We start from the raw sequence: 16,039 nt of genomic DNA, 5'->3' as shown, positions 1-16,039 counted from the left end.
CTTAAAACTCAAAAATAAATAGTTTCAAAATAAAATTTTCGAAAAATACGATTAAGTAATTGTGTTTTTCGAAAATTTAATATATAATAACTGAAAACGGTACCAATAGCATAAATCAAGGATTTAGCAAGAGGTATAAACTAGAAGTTAAACATATAAGCATCAAGATTAATCATACATTAAATTGGGAGCGTGATTAGCAGTGAGCAGAAAAAGCGGTATTATAATGCATATATCTTCCCTTTCAGAAAAATATGGTATTGGTAGCTTTGGTAAAAAGGCATATGAATTTGCTGACTTCTTAAAAGAAGCAGGACAAAGTTATTGGCAGATACTACCATTAGGACCTACAAGCTATGGAGATTCTCCTTACCAATCATTTTCAGCTTTTGCAGGAAATCCTTACTTTGTAGACTTAGAGACCTTAGAAAAAGAAGGGTTATTAAAACCGGAAGATTATGTAGATGTTGATTTTGGAAGTGACGAATATGTAGATTATGAAAAATTATTTACAGAAAGAAATAAGGTATTACATATAGCTTATAAAAATTCAAAAGGTAAGCTAACAAAACAAATCGAAGCGTTCAAGAAGGAAAATGCATCTTGGCTTAAAGACTATGCAATGTATATGGCCATTAAATTTAAAATGGAACTTCGTAGTTGGCAAGAATGGGATGAGGATATTAAACTCAGAAAGCCAGAAGTTATGAAGGCATATGAAAAAGAGCTTAAAGATGAAATTGAATATTGGATTTTTGTTCAATATGAATTTTATAAACAATGGGAAGCTCTTAAAAGCTATGTAAATAGTTTAGGTATTAAAATTATTGGGGATATTCCTATCTATGTTTCAGCAGATAGCTCAGATGCTTGGGCCAATGATAAACTTTTCAAATTAGATGAGAATAAAAATCCAATTTTTGTTGCAGGTTGTCCACCAGATGCTTTCTCTGATGATGGGCAATTATGGGGAAATCCAATTTATGATTGGGACTACCTTGAAGAAACAGGTTATGAGTGGTGGATTGAAAGACTTAAAGCTAGTTTAAAACTTTATGATGTAATCCGTATTGATCACTTCAGAGGTTTTGAGTCTTACTGGCAAATTCCATTTGGTCATAAAACAGCTAAAAAGGGTAAATGGGTTAAAGGACCTGGCATCAAGCTCTTTAAAGCAGTTAAAGAAAAATTAGGAGACATCGATGTTATAGCAGAAGATCTAGGTTATATGACAGATAAAGTGATTAACTTTAGAGACAAAACAGGTTATCCAGGTATGAAAGTGCTTCAATTTGCTTTTGATACCAGAGAAGAAAGTGATTATTTACCACATAACTATACTAGAAACTGTGTTGTATATACAGGAACTCATGATAATGACACAGTTATGGGATGGATTGATACAACTGGTAACCCTGAAGATGTTAAGAATGCAAAACATTACTTGAAGTTAGATATTTGTGAAGGCTATCATTGGGGCTTCATTAGAGGTGCTTGGAGTAGTGTAGCAGATACAGCAATAGCTCAAATGCAAGATTTCCTTGGGTTAGGTAATGAGGCACGTATGAATTTACCTTCAACATTAGGTGGAAACTGGCAGTGGCGTATAAAAGACGGCGCACTTACAAAAGAACTTGCAAAGAGAATTTATGACTTAACCAAAATGTATGGAAGATTAGAGGAGGATTTAAATGAATAAGGAAGCACTTAAAAATAGCATAAACAAATATTGTAAAGTTAAATATGGAAAATCTTTGGCAGAAGCAAAAGATTATGAAATTTTTAATGCGCTATCTTTAGCGTTACTTGAAGAAGTAGTTGATGACTGGAGTGAAACAAAAGCATTATACAACCAAGGAAAAAAAGCATACTACTTATCAGCTGAATATTTAATGGGTCGTGCACTTGGTAACAACTTAATCAGCATGGGTGTATATGATGAAGTTAAGGAAGTACTTAACGAACTTAACATTGATCTTAATGCTATTGAAGAAATTGAAGAAGATGCTGGACTTGGTAATGGTGGTCTTGGTAGACTTGCTGCTTGTTTTATGGATTCAGGAGCAACAACAAACATCCCACTTCAAGGATACGGAATCCGTTACTCTAACGGTTTATTCAATCAAAAAATGGTTGATGGAGCTCAAATGGAAGAGGTTGATACATGGCTTAAATATGGTGATCCATGGAGTATCCGTAAAGATGACGAAGCTGTTATTGTAGAATTTAGTGATTACAGTGTAAAAGCTGTACCTTATGATATGCCAATTATTGCTTATGGTTCTAAAAATGTAAACACACTTAGATTATGGCAATCAGAGTCTCTTGAAAGCTTTGACTTTGACCTATTTAACAAACAAGAATATACAGAAGCTTTAAAATGTAAAAATGATGCAGAAAACATTTCAAGAGTACTTTATCCAAATGACTCAAAAGAAGCTGGTAAACTTTTAAGACTACGTCAACAATACTTCATGGTAAGTGCAAGCTTAAAAGATATTATCCGTACACATAAAGCTAAATTTGGTAGAGACTTTAGCAGCTTTGGCAAAGAGCATGCAGTTCAGCTTAATGATACTCACCCAGTTCTTGCTATCCCAGAATTAATTAGAATCTTAGTTGACGAAGAAAATGTAAAATTTAAAGATGCTTTAAGTATTGCCAAAACAGTATTTGCTTATACAAATCATACAATCTTAGCTGAAGCTTTAGAAAAATGGGATGTCAAACTTATTGAAAAACTTTTTCCACGTATTCTTGAAATCATCCGTCACATTGACTTTGTTTTCGTACAAGAATTAGAAGATAAAGGTTATGATAAAGAAGCAATCAATGAATTTAAAATCGTAAATTACAACCAAGTAAGAATGGCTAACTTAGCGATCTATGTTGGTTTCGCTGTAAATGGTGTTGCTGCACTTCATACAGATATCTTAAAAGATACAGAATTACACAACTGGTATGAATTATATCCAGAGAAATTCCAAAACAAAACAAATGGTATCACCCCAAGAAGATGGATGAGACTTTGTAACCAAGAATTATCAGCATACATCACTGAGCTCTTAGGAACAGAAAGCTGGGTAAATAATTTATCAGAGCTTAAACAATTAGAAAAATACATCGATGATGAAGCTGTACTTAATAAACTTATGGCTATTAAGAAAACTAAGAAAGAACAGCTTGCAGCTTACATTAAAGAAGTAGAAGGCGTAGAGCTTGATCCAAACTCATTGTTTGATATCCAAATCAAACGTTTACATGAGTACAAACGTCAATTACTTAACGCATTTTATATCTTAGATTTATATAATAGACTTAAAGCTAATCCATCAATGGATATTCCAAATGTTACATTTATCTTCGGTGCAAAAGCATTCCCAGGTTATGTAAGAGCAAAAGCTATCGTTAAATTTATTGGAGAAATTGCTAAGAAAGTTAACAATGATCCAGTAATCGGTGGCAAAATGAAAGTTATCTTTGTAGAAAACTACCGTGTATCTTATGGTGAGAAACTCTTCCCAGCTGCAGATATTTCAAAACAAATTTCAACAGCAGGTAAAGAAGCATCAGGTACAGGTAACATGAAATTCATGATGAATGGTGCTTTAACATTTGGAACATACGATGGAGCAAACGTAGAAATCGTTCAAGAAGCAAAAGAAGAAAATAACTTCATCTTTGGTCTTCGTGTAGAAGATATCGAACAAATTGGTGGTAAATACAATTCAAAAGAATACTACGAAGCAGACCTGTCCCTTAAAACAGTAGTAGATGCATTAGTAGATGGTACATTCTGCGATGGTGGTACAGGTGAATTCCAAGATTTATATAATTCATTAGTAAACGAAGGAGATACTTACTTCTTATTAGCTGACTTTGTAGCATTTAAAGAAGCTGAAGATAAAGTATTTGCAGCATATAAAGATCAAAAACATTGGGCACAAATGAGCTTAATGAACATTGCAAACTCAGGTATCTTCTCAAGTGATAGAACCATTATGCAATATGCTAACGAGATTTGGGGTATTACACCAAAAACAGTTAAGTAATAATTTCCAAAAGTAACAAAAGAGGAACTAAGTTAAAGAACCGTCCCTATGTAAAATATGGGGACGGTTCTTTAACTTAGTTAGAAAGAGAAATAGTTAACAATCTGAAAAAAGTATGCTAGAATAACTTAACAGTATATGTACCAATAGGCAAAAGGGTATTAATTAAACAGGAAGAGTAAAATTCCAGAAAGGAAAGAGGATACATCAGATGGGGATGACAATAGTTGATATTGCTAGGATAGCAGGGGTAGGGGTAAGTACGGTTTCTAGAGTAATAAACAATCATCCAGACGTAAAATATGAGACCAGAGAAAGAATACTAGATATAATACGTGAGAATAATTATATTCCAAATAACAGTGCTCGGGTACTAAAGCAGACAAACACAAATAATATAGGAATACTCATTCGAGGGGTTTTCAATCCTTTTTTTGCTGCGCTATTAAAAAATATCAGTATGAGTATAGAAAAAGCAGGATATTCAATTATTGTACATTATCATAATAATGTGGATGATGTCTCTACATTGGTTGGTTTTGCAAAAGAAAAGAGACTTCAAGGGGTTATTTGTTTAGGAGGAAACTTTATAGGGGTAAATGAAGAAAGTTTTCAGGGGTTAGACATAGCAATTGTTATGATAAGTGTAGATTTTAAGCAGCCGAAGACCTGGAAGAACTTTTCTACGGTAAGTATTAGTAATGAGAAAGCAGGTTATAAAGCCACTTCTTATTTAATTGAGAAAGGGCATAAAGAAGTAGCTATTATTTTAGGTAATAAACAGGACTATAGTATTGGAAAACTAAGATATGAAGGCTATAAAAATGCTTGTAAGGATTATAAGATTAAACATAACTTAAATTATGTTATTTATGGTAACTATGATACGGCTTTGTCCTATGAAAGAACAAAAAAGTTTTTAGCAGTTAATCCTCAAATAACAGCTATTTTTGCAACTGCAGATACAATGGCTATAGGAGCAGCAAAGGCTATAGTAGATTTAGGATATAAAGTAGGAGATGATATATCCGTAATGGGATTTGATGGTATTGATATTGCAAGCTACTATAATCCTAGTATCACAACTATTGAACAGCCACAAGATGAACTATCAGCAGTGAGTGTAAAGTTATTAATTGGACTTTTAGAAAATAAGGTAGAAAACCAACATATTGTTCTAGAAACAAAATTAGTAGAGGGCGATAGTGTTAAAGAAAAGAAAAATTAGAAATTAAAAGAGAGGGACGGTTCTTAAAATGCATAAGCATTTTAAGAACCGTCCCTCTCTTTTTGCATAAAAATTACTTAATTACAGATAATGGTTATGTATATAGAATTGATTTTGATAAAAAGGGGTGTAGGGTATGACACAGCTGAGTGGCTTATTTTCTGTTTATATAGATAGTATTATGCTAGTTATTGGATTATATATGGCGTTTGTTCAGAGTAATAACTTAATACGAGTAGATCACATGGATAGAGAGGGAAGGTTCTCAAAAGTGGTGGGTTGGATCTACATCATTGTAGGGATACTGGGATTCATAATCACCAGTATTTAACTAGATTAAGGAGGTGTAGCATGATTGAAGAAAAAAAAGAGGTTAAAGCAAGTAACGAGGATAAATTTCATGACCGGGATAATAAAATATCCTTAGAGATATTCACAGATTTAGATGAAAATATAAAGTGTATTGAATACTTATTTCATGACTGTATGGATGTTGTTAAAAGAGAAGTAAATATTTGCAAAGATGCTAAATTTAGAATATATGGTGTTTATGTAGATGGTCTTGTAAATCGTGATATTCTAGAAAACTATTTGCTTAGTAAGGTGTTTGAGTACAAAAATCTAAATGGAGAGGTATTTGATGCAAAAATTACACCTACGAAGTTGGTAATGCAACACTTTTCAGCAACCTTTGATGTAAAAGAAGTTGAAGGCATGGATGCTATGGCAAATGCAGTACTATCAGGAGATAGTGCTATTTTTGTAGAAGGTTCAAAAACAGGACTTGTAATTGCTACTAGAGGATGGCCCGCTAGAGGTGTAAGTGAACCTGCTACGGAAAGCGTAGTAAGAGGTCCAAGAGATGGGTTCACAGAAACCATACGATTTAATACAGTTTTAGTTAGAAGACGTATTCGTGATACTAAACTAAAAATAAAAATGGTCAGTGTAGGCACTAGGAGTCGAACTGATGTAGCTATTGTTTATGTAGATGACATTGTTAGGCCTGAACTAGTTGAAACAGTGGAAAAAAGAATTGATAAATATGTTATAGACGCCATTTTCGATAGTGGCTATATAGAACAACTTATTGAAGATAGTTGGAAAAGTCCATTTCCACAGACGCAAGCGACAGAAAGACCAGATAAGTTTGCAGCGAGTTTGTTGGAGGGAAAGGTAGGAATTTTAGTAGATAATTCTCCTTTTGGAATTATAGTACCAGCTACACTTAATGCATACTATCAAGCCTCCGAAGATTATTATCAACGCTGGCAAATCATGACTTTTACTAGAATATTAAGATATATAGTTTCTTTTCTTTCTTTTGCACTTCCGGGACTTTATATTGCTACACTTAATTTTCAACCCCAAATGTTACCAACATCTTTTGCGATATCCATCGCTGCATCTAGGGAAGGTATAACCTTTTCTACAGTTATGGAGATTATAGTCATGGAGCTTATTTTTGAATTGTTTCGGGAAGCTGGTATACGAGCGCCTGGGGCAATAGGACATGTTATTGGTTTGGTGGGTGGTATTGTTATAGGGCAAGCTGCTGTTGATGCCAACATTATTAGTCCAATGATTATTATCATCATTGCATTTACTGCTATATGTACTTTTGCAATACCTGATTATAGTTTAACTTCAGCATTTAGGTTGATTAGGTATTTATTTATTGCCTTCTCTGCAGTATTTGGTTTATATGGATTTTTAATTGCTGCATTATTAGTATTAACACATCTCTCATCTTTAGAGAGCTTTGGAATTCCGTATTTAGCGCCATATAATATATCTGATCAAAATGATTCTAGAGATTTAAAGGATACAATTTTAAGATTTCCTACATTTATGCAGACTACAAGGCCTATTTTTGCAAGACATACACAACGAACAAGGTTAAGAGTAAAATCGGGAATTAATGCGCAAGATGTGGCACCAGGACCTAATAGTGGAGTAACTAATGGTCAAGTTAAGGATAAAAATAATAAGAATGGTGGAGGTGAGTAGATGTTTACCCATAATGGAAAGATATCGGTTAGACAGGTTACTATGCTACTTGTCTTGCAGATGTTTAATATGACTATTCTTATATTACCGAAGATGGCAGCTGATTTTGTAGGAAGAAATGGATATATATTGCCTATAGTAGCCTTAATCTTTGGTGTGATTTATGTGTGGTGTATTACAGGATTGACTAAAAATTTCCCAGGTGATACTTTGGTAGAATTTACGCCTAAGGTTGTGCCTAGATTTGTAGCATATATTATCGTCATTGCATTTGCTATAAAACTTATTGTAACAACAGGATTAGAATTACGTATGTTCGGAGAAATGATTACTCAAGTGATGTTACCTAAAACACCTTTAGTAGTGATTATGTTGGTTATGCTTTTATCAACAGCTTACCTTGTGAAATCAGGAATGGAAGCAACAGCCAGAATGGGAGAAGTTTTAGTTTATTTTGTATTTATTCCTTTAGGAATCGTTTTTTTTAAAATTCTTATAAGTGCAGATTATAAGCAAGTTATGCCTTTTTTTCAGACTAACCTCACGCAGGTGGGTTGGGGAAGCTACTATATTAGCTTAAGTTTTATGCCTATTGAATTTATGTTGATGATGACTGGATTAATGGAAAAACCAAAGAAGGCAAGCCGAGCAGCATTTAGGGCTATTCTTATTATTGCAATATTAGAGGTGCTTATTATTCTGCTAACCATATGTAGTATTGGAATTGGTGAAGTTGATAGGCAGATATGGCCAGTATTAACGCTTATGCAAAGTATTGAAAATGCCGGAAGAATCATAGAAAATCAAGAGATTTTTATGATGACAGGCTGGATACTCAGCATATTTATGTATATTAGTTCAGGTCTTTATTTTACTTCACTTATAGGAAGCAGAAGCTTCAGATTTAAAAGAGAAAATGTATTTGTATTACCTCTTGTGCCAATAGTTTATTTCATAGCAGTATGGCCTACAAGTTTAGTTCAAACATACGATTACTATATTAAGTTCCAGCGCTGTTTTGGAGCATGGTTTTTAATACCTGTCCCTCTTTTATTATGGTTAATTGCTAAAGTGAGGAGAGTTGGTTATGATCATTAATAAATTAAAATATATCATAATTATCTTTTTACCTTTTATTTTAACAGGGTGCTGGGATAGTGTAGAGATTAATGAGAGACATGTGGTTTTAGAGGTTGCAATAGATAAAAATGGCGCTTTAAAACAAAGTAGTACAGAAGCACAAGATAAACGATATGAAGTCACCTATACAATACCAGATATAGCAAAGTTATCAGGCCAAGATAGTTTATCAGAAGATGTAAAAACAGCGATAATAACAAAAAGCTCAACGATAGCCACAAGTGTTGATGAAGTAGAACGTAAAACACAAAATACAGTTACCTTCAGCCATACTAAAGCTTTAGTATTGGGAGAGGAATTGCTAAAAGATAAGGAACTGTTTAAAGCAACTATTGATGGGCTTATTAGAAATATGCAGATAGGGAGAGGAACAAGCATTTTAGCTGTGAAGGGAAAGGCTGGAAAGTTAACACAAGCTAAAAATCCTCAGAATCCTATCATAGGACTTTATGTTATGAAATTCTTTAATAATTCAGAACGGCCAACTAGCTATGCAAAGCAACAAACGTTAGGCAATCTGATAAAAGAGTTGCAAAATACAGGCGTAACCACCATTCCTGTAATAAGTGATCAAGAAGGGACGGTTCTTATTCAAGGTGCTGCAGTAATTAAAGATTATGAGTTAGCAGACTGGATAAACAAGGAGCAAGTAAGAGGAGAATTGTTCGTTGAGGGAAAGATTAAAGAAGTGCCTATTGTTGTGAAATATAAAGGGGAGAACTTGACCTACAATATAGAGGAAGAAGAATCTAAAATTTCCTTTAATGCAAATAATGGTGAATGGTGTGCAGAGATAGAAATAAAAGTAAAAGGAAATATAACAGAGTTTGTATCATCAGAGCAGAACGAATTGTTTAATGAATCAAGCATAAGAGAAATAGGCAGTTTAATTAAAGCAGAAATTAATAGGCAAACACAAGAGAGTATTGTCTATTCAAAAGAAATAAACGTGGATTTTCTAAATATAGGATTAGAAATGTATCGTAAGCATCCTAAAGTATGGGAGTCTTATAAAAATCAATGGCTGATAACAGGATATAAAAATATACCAATTAAAGTAGTAACAATAGTCACTATTCATAATACGGGAATGCTTGAATAAAAGTTGAGTAGGGACAGGTCTAAAAGATTAAAAATTACTTTCTTAGTCAATACTTCTTCTAAACAATAGAATGGAAGGAGTATTATACATGCCTAGAAAAGCTAGAGAAAAAGCTGAGTGTAGTATCTATCATATTAGTGTTCGTGGGAATAATAAGCAAAGTATTTTTCTAGATGATGATGATCGAATAGAATATCTAGCAAGATTAAGAAGATATAAAGAAAGCTATAAGGTATGTATATATGCTTATTGTTTGATGACAAACCATGTTCATTTGCTAATATTTGATAATGGTCAAGATATATCTAGATTTATGCAAGGTTTGAATCTAAGTTATGCCATTTATTTTAATAAGAAATATAAATGTTCAGGACACTTATTTCAAGATAGATACACTAGTAGTATAGTTAAGAATGAAGCATACTTTGTAAATGTATCTAAATATATACATCTAAATCCAGTAAAAGCACAACTTGTACAAAAGCCAGAGGAATATGAGTGGAGTAGTTATTCTGTATATATAGCAGATAAGAAAGATGATATTGTTGATGTTGAGTTGCTACTGAGCTATTTTGCACCTCAATATACACAGGGTAAAATTTTATATAAACATTATGTAGAAGAAAAAGAATTGGTAGATGAAGAAGTAGCAAGTACAGAAGAAGATAAAATAAATGATATTTGTTTAAAGGGAATGATTAAGTTAGAGCATGAGGAACTCATGAATAGATTATCTGGTCATTGGAAAACAAGTGTTGGAGAAATAATGTTCAATAGGATTCAAGGATTTAGGAAGGAAATGTTAATTTATTTCATAACATTGATTGAAAGACTTTCTTACAAAAAGATTGGACAATTGTTAAATATGAGCGATGTATATATATCCATGAGTATTAAGAAAATAGTAGAAGCAATGATTAATGACAAAATGATAATGAACGAAAGGGATGCTATAATAGCATCTCTACAAAAATAAATTAATATAAAATAATAAACATTTGTATAATAAATAATAAGCTGGCAATAATTTAGTTACACAAAACTTATAAAATAAATTATTGGCGGTGAATATAATGAAAAAAGTAAGTAGAACGAATACGATAAAACAAAAATACAGAGAATTTATTAAAGATGATGAAAGAATGATTCGAATTAGTTTTATTATGCTTATGAGTTTGATACTGGTAACTATATGCTTGACGGTGGCTGTGAGCTATTCTAGTACTACCACGAGTTCTTTAGCTGATAAAGTTATTAGGTTTCATGTCGTAGCTAATAGTGATTCGACGCAAGATCAACTTTTAAAACAACAAGTAAAGGATGAGGTTATAGCTTACATGGAACCTTTGCTTAAGGAGTCAACAAATATAGAAGATAGCAGGTATATTATAAAAGAATCCATTCCACTTATCAAAGAAGTGGCGGAGGAAGTGGTTGCTAACTGGGGAAAAGATTATTCGATATATGTTGCACTTGACCAAGCTAATTTTCCAACCAAGTCTTATGGTGATGTAGTGCTACCGGCAGGAAAATATGAAGCATGTAGAGTAGTTATTGGTGAAGGAAAGGGAGAAAATTGGTGGTGTGTTATGTTCCCACCTTTATGTTATCTAGATGCTTCAACAGGAGTAGTGCCGTTAGAAGGGAAAGAACAATTAGAACAGCAGTTAAATACAGAACAATACAAATTAATTACTAGTAAAAGCAGACCTTATCAAATACGTTTTAAGCTAATAGATGAAATAAACTCCTTCTTTAATCCATCTGATTATAAGGAGATTAAATAGGACACATGTAAAGGTTGTTGCTGTTACACATAATTAGGCAATAACCTTTTTATTTGCAGTTAAAAATAAGACCTGTCCCTAACATATACTAAGACCTGTCCCTAAAACAATTATTGAATATTGAAGGATTAAGTAATAAAATATAGTAAGCAATGAAGTTATTAAGGAATATGATATGGTTAGAGGATATAACTAGGAGGATAATAATGAAGAAAAGTGTTTTACTACTATTTGGAGGTTGTTCATCTGAACATGAGGTATCTCTGAAGTCAGCAACTACTATCTTAAATAATATTGATAGAAGCATATATGAAGTACATCCAGTAGGTATTACTAAAGAAGGTAAGTGGTTATTATATACAGGAACTAATAATGATTTATCAAATAATGAGTGGCAAAAAAGCGGTATTTCTGCTTTTTTAAGTCCAGATGCAACTCAAAAAGCATTATGGATTTTCAAAGGTGAAGGTCAAGAATCTATCAAGATTAATATAGACATTGTATTTCCTGTATTACATGGTAAGAATGGAGAAGACGGAACTATACAGGGCTTATGTCAGCTTGCACAAATTCCTTTTGTGGGTTGTGGCGTTTTAGCCTCAGCAGTATCTATGGATAAGGCGTTTACAAAAATAGCAGTGGCAACTAAAAATGTTCCTCAAGCACGTTTTGTTTTAGTTAAAGAGCCAGAGTTAAAACATATGGAGGAAACCATTAAGAAAATAGAATCAGCCTTTTCTTATCCTTATTTTATCAAGCCAGCTAATGCAGGGTCTTCTGTTGGTATTTCAAAGGCAAATAATAAAGAAGAACTCATTAGTGGACTATATGAAGCAGTTAAACATGACCGTAAAGTATTAATTGAGGAAACTATAATAGGACGTGAAGTAGAAACGGCAGTTATAGGAAATGATGAGATTGTAGTCTCAGGTGTTGGAGAAATTTTAGCAGCGGCAGAATTTTATGATTTTGATGCTAAGTATAATAATGCGGAATCCAAAACAGTAGTAGATGCAGATTTGCCAAATGAGATAAAGCAAAAAATTCGAGGTTATGCCAAAGATGTATTTGATGCAGTAGAAGGAAAAGGACTATCCAGAGTAGATTTCTTTGTTAAAGAAAACGGTGAGATTATTTTTAATGAAATTAATACACTTCCTGGATTTACGTCTATCAGTATGTATCCAATGCTATTTGCGGCAACAGGACTCAGTGTAAAAGAAATCATTACAAAATTATTAGAGCTAGCAAGTCTATAATATATTTTCAACTATTGTGATAGTTTGTTGGTAGAATATATATACTATAAGAAAATAATAAGATGTATAAGTAAGGTTATTTGTGGGCAGGAAAGTCGCAAGTAACCTTATTTATAACTAGGCTTATACTCAATAAAAGGAGGGTGAAATGAAAGAAACACAAATTACAGTATATGACAAACAAGTATATCCAACTCATAGTGATGAAGCTGAAAATAAGTTTTCAGGAAATCTTACTTTTAAGAATGAGAGCATTTATATTACCTATAAAGATCAAGAACAAGGTATAACTACAGTCATAAAAACTAGGGATAACATGGTTTCGATTAAAAGGCTAGGTGCCATGAAAGGAAACTTAGAGTTTGATAGTAATAAGCCACATAAAACACTTTATAGTACTCCCTATGGAGATATGGAGATAGAAATTGTTACAAATAAATGTGATATATATTTCTTAACAAAAGGGGTAAAGATATACATCGAATACAAGATTATGATGCAAGGTGAAAAGGTTAGTGATAATATATATTTAATAGTGGCTAACTAATATAAAAATATACTAGTTAGATAAAAATAGAAGTATAAACTAAATGGAGAGAAATAAGGGGGATATAATGAGTAAAATAAGAAAAGCAATCATACCTGCAGCAGGATTAGGGACAAGGTTTTTACCTGCTACTAAAGCACAGCCAAAAGAAATGTTACCAATAGTAGACAAACCAACAATTCAATATATAGTAGAGGAAGCTGTTGCATCAGGAATAGAAGATATTATTATCGTAACAGGAAGAACTAAAAAAGCAATAGAAGACCATTTTGATAAATCGGTAGAATTGGAAATGGAACTAGAGAAGAAACAAAGTAAAAAGCTTTTAGAAATTGCAAGGTCAGTGTCTCAAATAGCTAACATTTATTATATACGACAAAAAGAACCAAAGGGCTTAGGTCATGCAGTCCTAACAGCTAAAACTTTTGTGGGAAATGAGCCATTTGCAGTACTACTTGGTGATGATGTCATTGATTCGGAGAAGCCAGCGCTTAAGCAAATGATAGAAGTATATGAAAAATATAATGCCTCTGTTTTGGGTGTCCAAACAGTAGAAAGAAAAGACGTCAATAAATATGGAATAGTAGATGGAGTTCAATTAGATAGTCGTATTTATGAAGTAAAAAATATGGTGGAAAAACCACCTATAGATGAAGCACCAACCAATGTAGCAGTACTAGGAAGATACATTATTACTCCTAGAATATTTGACTACCTTGAAAAACAGGAAATAGGAGCAGGTGGAGAAATCCAACTTACAGATGCACTTAATAAATTGGCTAAAGAAGAGCCGATGTATGCATATGATTTTATTGGACATCGCTATGATGTAGGTAATAAAATGGGATTCCTACAAGCAACTGTTGAATTTGCGTTAAAAAGACCAGAACTAAATGAAGAATTTAAAGCATATCTAAAAGAAATTGTAAAAACATTTTAAAGGATAAGGATAGTCTCCTTATCTTTTTTATTATCCAGCCATAATGAAGCCACATAATTAGATCCATAATTAAGACCTGTCCCCATAAGCTATGTCCCCATAAGTTAGGCATGAGTAAAGACCTGTCCCTATAAAACAACATAATAAATTGAGACCTGTCCCTAAAGAAAGTAAAGAAGCAAGTCGATATAAATGTTAAGGTTAGTTTTACTTAGGAGGAATCAAAAATGGGAAAACGTTGGTGTTACATACTGGGGACAGTTATTTTAAGCGTTGGTATGGGTATGACAACATTTGCAGAGATACCTGCATATCTTACAGAATCAGAATACAATGATATGTTATATGATAATTATACAGAAGATAAAGGAATCGTCGTAGAAAATTATCCAGAGCTAGGATATTTAGTATATAAGAATAGCCAAGGTAGAGAGATAACTTGTAATTACTATAAAGATGAATTAGTAGTTGAAAAGCAACCCTACTATGAGATGGAGGATAGGATAGGATATATTGATGAGATGTTTCCTAATTTTGAATATGACCCTAGAGATTCATCTATAACAAGTATTCAAGCAGGTGACAGCATTTATATTAGATTAAATAAAGATGGAATTGCAACTTATATCAGCGCATACAATGACTATTTAGTGCGTTATGGTAAGGTTGTTTCTTTCCAATATAATACAGGAGAAACAGCTAGTTTACAGCTTCAAGATGACCAAGGAAACGTCTATGTTTATGATGTAGGACTTAATACACCCATAACTAAAGGTAGTACATCAACTGCTTTAAGTGCTATTAAAACTGGAAGTTGGGTGAAAGTATTAGTTTGTCAAAAGATTTTAGGGGAAGGCATTATAGATGAGACTGTTCAAGAAATTGTAATTGATAATGATACAAGATATATTTCTAATATTTATAGGGGCCAGGTTACCTCTGTAGATACATTTAAGAAGATGCTTAACTTAAAAAATGCTCAGGCATTAGGGAAAACTAATTGGGGAGCATATAATAGTTTACTACGTATAGGAATAGATACTACTAATGTAGCAGCTTACCTTATTGGAAATCGTGTATCTCTGGATTATGTAAGTAGAAACTTAAAAAATGCGGATGGATATGTGTATGTAGCAGCAGAAAACTATAAAGGAAAAGAAAATGCAATCAAGCTAAATTTCCAAAGTAAGCTTCAAACTACATTAGAACCGTCCCTAGTAACCTATGCTTCTGCAAATACGGTGAAATTATTATCAGGAGAAACCATTTATATTGCAGAAGATGCTATTGTAGTAAGAGATAAACGTTTAGTTGATGGTAACAGCATTATGGTAGGAGATACCTTGCAGGCTGTTGTTACTGGTGAGAACAAGCTGGCTATTGGAAATATAATGAGTGAGAAAACAACAGGTTCTTTAGAGGTATTTAGAGGAAGAATTAAACAAATTAAAGAAAGAGAGTCTTTCCAATTTGAAACTTTCTCATTACTACAAGATAATACATGGTACTATCATCCAACACCACATACTTTCTCAATAGATGCTAATACCAAGTTCTATACAGCAGAGGGTATTGTAGAAGATGGAATTGAGGCATTCCTAGATTATGGAGATAAATCAGAAGTAAGTAATGTGTATACAGTAGTGGCTATAGGTGATAAAGCTTATATGATTATTGATATGCCATATATAACGGAGTCTGTTAAGGGACAGGTCTATAAGGCTGCTGATGGTAGTATTCAAATTAAAGATGCATATTATTACCATAAACAGCAAAAGAAATGGGTTCAATATAGCAAGAATAATACAGGGGCTACTATTAATCTTCAGTCTAATACTGTTATTTTAAAGGATGGTAAAGCAGTTCCAGCCCGTAGCCTAGAAGAAGGCGATATCATCAGTGCCATGGTTGAAACTAACTTAAAAGATTCTGCAGGCACGGTAAATGGTTATATCATCATTGTAGAGAACTAGG

General features: G+C 32.9%; 13 protein-coding genes. All 13 read left to right on the top strand.

Going from position 1 to position 16,039, the window contains the following annotated elements:
* Positions 1–202 precede the first annotated feature (202 nt).
* The 13 genes from malQ (at position 203) to EKH84_RS00515 (ending at position 16,038) form a co-directional block, all read left to right on the top strand.
* Positions 203–1,699 carry a 4-alpha-glucanotransferase gene (malQ, locus tag EKH84_RS00575; RefSeq protein ID WP_127064684.1) on the top strand — a complete coding sequence of 499 codons (1,497 nt, stop codon included), beginning with the start codon at positions 203–205 and terminating at the stop codon, positions 1,697–1,699.
* Positions 1,692–4,052: a glycogen/starch/alpha-glucan phosphorylase gene (locus EKH84_RS00570; RefSeq protein WP_127064683.1), complete on the top strand. Its 2,361-nt coding sequence runs from the start codon at positions 1,692–1,694 to the stop codon at positions 4,050–4,052. Before malQ ends, EKH84_RS00570 begins: the two co-directional genes overlap by 8 nt.
* A 211-nt stretch (positions 4,053–4,263) precedes the next feature.
* Complete coding sequence (locus EKH84_RS00565; protein ID WP_330547580.1) at positions 4,264–5,280, top strand: LacI family DNA-binding transcriptional regulator; 1,017 nt, start codon at positions 4,264–4,266, stop codon at positions 5,278–5,280.
* Positions 5,281–5,416: 136 nt separating this feature from the next.
* Complete coding sequence (locus EKH84_RS00560) at positions 5,417–5,611, top strand: CLC_0170 family protein (RefSeq protein ID WP_013658789.1); 195 nt, start codon at positions 5,417–5,419, stop codon at positions 5,609–5,611.
* Between the two features lie 20 nt (positions 5,612–5,631).
* Positions 5,632–7,290: a spore germination protein gene (locus EKH84_RS00555; protein ID WP_127064682.1), complete on the top strand. Its 1,659-nt coding sequence runs from the start codon at positions 5,632–5,634 to the stop codon at positions 7,288–7,290.
* Positions 7,291–8,388 carry a GerAB/ArcD/ProY family transporter gene (locus tag EKH84_RS00550; RefSeq protein WP_127064681.1) on the top strand — a complete coding sequence of 366 codons (1,098 nt, stop codon included), beginning with the start codon at positions 7,291–7,293 and terminating at the stop codon, positions 8,386–8,388.
* Positions 8,378–9,532 (top strand): Ger(x)C family spore germination protein, encoded by a 1,155-nt coding sequence (locus tag EKH84_RS00545; RefSeq protein WP_127064680.1) that lies wholly within the window; start codon positions 8,378–8,380, stop codon positions 9,530–9,532. Before EKH84_RS00550 ends, EKH84_RS00545 begins: the two co-directional genes overlap by 11 nt.
* Positions 9,533–9,620: 88 nt before the next feature.
* On the top strand, positions 9,621–10,508 hold the full coding sequence (locus EKH84_RS00540) for a transposase (RefSeq protein WP_190283437.1): 888 nt from the start codon (positions 9,621–9,623) through the stop codon (positions 10,506–10,508).
* Positions 10,509–10,605: 97 nt separating this feature from the next.
* A complete protein-coding gene (gene spoIIR / locus EKH84_RS00535; protein ID WP_127064678.1) occupies positions 10,606–11,319 on the top strand; it encodes a stage II sporulation protein R in 714 nt (237 codons plus the stop codon).
* Between the two features lie 206 nt (positions 11,320–11,525).
* On the top strand, positions 11,526–12,578 hold the full coding sequence (locus EKH84_RS00530) for a D-alanine--D-alanine ligase family protein (protein WP_127064677.1): 1,053 nt from the start codon (positions 11,526–11,528) through the stop codon (positions 12,576–12,578).
* Positions 12,579–12,726: 148 nt separating this feature from the next.
* A complete protein-coding gene (locus EKH84_RS00525) occupies positions 12,727–13,125 on the top strand; it encodes a DUF1934 domain-containing protein (protein ID WP_127064676.1) in 399 nt (132 codons plus the stop codon).
* Positions 13,126–13,192: 67 nt separating this feature from the next.
* The gene (galU, locus tag EKH84_RS00520; RefSeq protein WP_013658781.1) at positions 13,193–14,065 is read left to right on the top strand and encodes a UTP--glucose-1-phosphate uridylyltransferase GalU; all 873 of its coding nucleotides are present in this window, start codon (positions 13,193–13,195) and stop codon (positions 14,063–14,065) included.
* A gap of 227 nt (positions 14,066–14,292) precedes the next feature.
* Entirely contained in the window at positions 14,293–16,038 is a 1,746-nt protein-coding gene (locus tag EKH84_RS00515; protein WP_127064675.1) for a hypothetical protein, read from the top strand.
* Position 16,039: the final 1 nt, after the last annotated feature.

Origin of the sequence: Cellulosilyticum sp. WCF-2 (assembly GCF_003990395.1) — a bacterium.
Classification (GTDB): domain Bacteria; phylum Bacillota; class Clostridia; order Lachnospirales; family Cellulosilyticaceae; genus Cellulosilyticum; species Cellulosilyticum lentocellum.
Note: the sequence above shows the minus strand (reverse complement) of the source record. Positions and strands in the feature narration are given on the sequence as shown.

Excerpts from the sequence above, each read along its gene's own strand:
- EKH84_RS00545 (WP_127064680.1), top strand. The coding sequence starts at position 8,378 with ATGATCATTAATAAATTAAAATATATCATAATTATCTTTTTACCTTTT.
- spoIIR (WP_127064678.1), top strand. The coding sequence starts at position 10,606 with ATGAAAAAAGTAAGTAGAACGAATACGATAAAACAAAAATACAGAGAA.
- EKH84_RS00525 (WP_127064676.1), top strand. The coding sequence starts at position 12,727 with ATGAAAGAAACACAAATTACAGTATATGACAAACAAGTATATCCAACT.
- EKH84_RS00540 (WP_190283437.1), top strand. The coding sequence starts at position 9,621 with ATGCCTAGAAAAGCTAGAGAAAAAGCTGAGTGTAGTATCTATCATATT.
- EKH84_RS00565 (WP_330547580.1), top strand. The coding sequence starts at position 4,264 with ATGGGGATGACAATAGTTGATATTGCTAGGATAGCAGGGGTAGGGGTA.
- EKH84_RS00555 (WP_127064682.1), top strand. The coding sequence starts at position 5,632 with ATGATTGAAGAAAAAAAAGAGGTTAAAGCAAGTAACGAGGATAAATTT.
- EKH84_RS00570 (WP_127064683.1), top strand. The coding sequence starts at position 1,692 with ATGAATAAGGAAGCACTTAAAAATAGCATAAACAAATATTGTAAAGTT.
- galU (WP_013658781.1), top strand. The coding sequence starts at position 13,193 with ATGAGTAAAATAAGAAAAGCAATCATACCTGCAGCAGGATTAGGGACA.
- EKH84_RS00560 (WP_013658789.1), top strand. The coding sequence starts at position 5,417 with ATGACACAGCTGAGTGGCTTATTTTCTGTTTATATAGATAGTATTATG.
- EKH84_RS00515 (WP_127064675.1), top strand. The coding sequence starts at position 14,293 with ATGGGAAAACGTTGGTGTTACATACTGGGGACAGTTATTTTAAGCGTT.
- EKH84_RS00530 (WP_127064677.1), top strand. The coding sequence starts at position 11,526 with ATGAAGAAAAGTGTTTTACTACTATTTGGAGGTTGTTCATCTGAACAT.
- EKH84_RS00550 (WP_127064681.1), top strand. The coding sequence starts at position 7,291 with ATGTTTACCCATAATGGAAAGATATCGGTTAGACAGGTTACTATGCTA.